Below are 441 nucleotides of genomic sequence, written 5' to 3'. Positions count from 1 at the left end.
GCAAGGGGCCGAACCGGATCACGGTTGCTCGAGCCCGAGCGCCCGATCGAAGCACGGTTTCGGAATACCGGCCCCGATCCGGTTGGATCGGGGCCGGTTCCGAAGCCACCGACTTGGTCGTCGACAAGGAGCTTCACCATGAACGGATCGGATTCAGCTGCCGCGACGGCGATAATGCGGATCTGGTCCGAGACCCACCAGACGGCCTTCGCCCGGGCCACCGGCGACGTGAACCCGATGCATATGGATGTGCGCCTGGCACAGCGGACGCTCGCAGGCGGCCGCGCGGTCCACGGCGTTCACGCCGCCCTGTGGGCGCTGGATGCCTGCGCGGAAACATACCGGCTCGAAGACTTGAGCAGCCTGCAGATGCGGTTCGAACGCTTCGTGCTGGTGGGCGACCGTACCGAACTCGCGGTGCATGAGGCGGATGCGCAGGGC

Annotated in this window: 1 protein-coding gene; it reads left to right on the top strand. The window is 66.9% G+C overall.

Translation table 11 applies throughout. From position 1 onward, the window contains the following. Positions 1 to 138 precede the first annotated feature (138 nt). On the top strand, positions 139 to 441 hold a 303-nt coding region (locus IR141_RS12820), incomplete at its 3' end, for a MaoC family dehydratase (protein ID WP_167743233.1).

The sequence above is a fragment of the Neisseria sp. 19428wB4_WF04 genome (assembly GCF_015235335.1).
In the GTDB taxonomy this organism is placed as follows: domain Bacteria; phylum Pseudomonadota; class Gammaproteobacteria; order Burkholderiales; family Neisseriaceae; genus Neisseria; species Neisseria musculi.
Note: the sequence above shows the minus strand (reverse complement) of the source record. Positions and strands in the feature narration are given on the sequence as shown.